Source organism: Bacillus sp. EB600 (genome assembly GCF_024494385.1).
In the GTDB taxonomy this organism is placed as follows: Bacteria; Bacillota; Bacilli; order Bacillales; family Cytobacillaceae; genus JAEVLT01.
This window is the reverse complement of record NZ_JAEVLT010000107.1, coordinates 1-1,731: the sequence shown is the minus strand read 5'-3', so window position 1 is coordinate 1,731 and position 1,731 is coordinate 1. Positions and strand designations below refer to the sequence as shown.

Annotated in this window: 2 protein-coding genes; both read right to left on the bottom strand. The window is 32.8% G+C overall.

The annotated features are described in order from the left end of the window. Positions 1-1,128: FtsW/RodA/SpoVE family cell cycle protein (locus tag JN080_RS28690; RefSeq protein WP_256239340.1), on the bottom strand; the 1,128-nt coding region annotated here is incomplete at its 3' end. A gap of 136 nt (positions 1,129-1,264) precedes the next feature. Beyond that, positions 1,265-1,444, bottom strand: a complete 180-nt coding sequence (locus JN080_RS28685) for a sporulation histidine kinase inhibitor Sda (RefSeq protein WP_256239339.1) — start codon at positions 1,442-1,444, stop codon at positions 1,265-1,267. Between the last annotated feature and the right edge of the window lie 287 nt (positions 1,445-1,731).

Genomic DNA, 1,731 nt, shown 5'->3' with positions numbered 1-1,731 from the left:
CTTTTCGTAATTAACAAACATTGAAACATTGACCAAAATTCCTACAGCAATTGCTAATTGAATTAGGGAAGAACCTCCATAACTGACAAATGGTAGAGGAACACCAGTAAGTGGGATGAGGCCAGAGACACCAGCAAGATTAACAAAAGCTTGGATGCCGATCATGCTTGAAATACCGATTGCTAGTAAACTTCCAAACGGATCTTTGCATTGCATTGCAATATAAATCCCTCTTAACACAATATACGCTAATGTAATGATAACAAAACCAACACCCCATATTCCTAACTCTTCAGCAATAACAGCTATAATAAAGTCTGTATGTGATTCTGGCAAATAACCAAGCTTTTCGATACCTTTTCCCAATCCTAAGCCATTTATTCCACCAGAACCAATTGCTATGTATGAATTTACAAGATGGTAGCCCGATGTTTGTTGAAACTTAAACGGATCATTTAAGACTTCAAATCGATTCATACGAACAGATGTAAAAATTTTCTTATAAAAAAGAAGAACAAATGGTAACAGTACTATAACGCCAAGTGTAACTAGTTTGGTTAAATTCTTAATGCTTGTGCCTGACGAAATGATGATTGCTCCAGAAAATAATAAAATTAGCTCAACTGTCCCGAAATCTGGTTGAATGGCTATTAATAAACAAACTATTCCTAAATAAATTAACGGAGGGACAACCCCTTTATTAAATTTATTTATATATTCTTGCTTTTTAGCATACATAGCAGATAAATAAACAATCACACAAAGCTTAACAAATTCTGCAGGCTGAATACTAATCGGCCCAATTTTAAACCAACTTTGTGCATTCCCAGCCACATGACCAAAGACAAAAAGAGCCATTAAAACAACAATGGATGAAAGAACCATATATATAAGTATTTTTCGGTTTTTCAGAGCTTTATAAGGGAATAAGGAAGTGATAACAAAGAAAAAAGCACCTATTATTAGAAATAATTTTTGTTTCTGATAGAAATAATCACTTGCAACACCATACCTTTGTACAGCAGTAGCCATGCTTGCACTATAGACCATGACTAAACTAAAAAGAGATAATAAAGTTATCGCAATAACTAAAGAATAATCATACGATTTTAGAATTTTCTTAAACATCATTTCCTCCTCTTTATGACTGTTCTCGTTGAACAATCGCCCCCGTTACTTTAAGTATAATTCTTCACAAAATCCCACTGATTAGTTAATTGGTAAGAATAACATAAAAAAATCTCAAAATAAAAAGAGACTGATGCTAGGCATCCATCCCCACTTGCTTACCATTTTTATTATCATTTCGGTCCAATGCTTCAAAAAGAAGATCCCTTTTCATTAATTCCAATTCTAACATCTTCTTAAAATCTTGATCCTCTTTCTCCAGTTGTAGCGTTTTGAGATAAAAACCAATCAGTTGTTCATCACTTAGGTACTCCATTTATTTCTCCTAATCAATTTTTCATTAAAATACTGAAAACCATATAAGAGTAAAGCTTTCAAAGTAATTATTGATATTAAATTGATTTTTTTCAATCGTACTAAAGATGTGATTCCGTATTTTTGTAAGTAATACACCATACCATATGTAAACGCCCCAGCAACCAACTAATTGAATTCAAGCATCCGTTTGTTCAATAAAGCACTTCTCTTGGAATGACTATTTCCTTTTTAAATGCTGCTATTTACTTGATAAGGAAAAAGCGTTCCTGGTTATTTCACCTATTG

What these genes read in the sequence shown, in the direction of transcription:
- JN080_RS28685 (WP_256239339.1), bottom strand. Translation starts at nt 1,444, where the DNA reads ATGGAGTACCTAAGTGATGAACAACTGATTGGTTTTTATCTCAAAACG.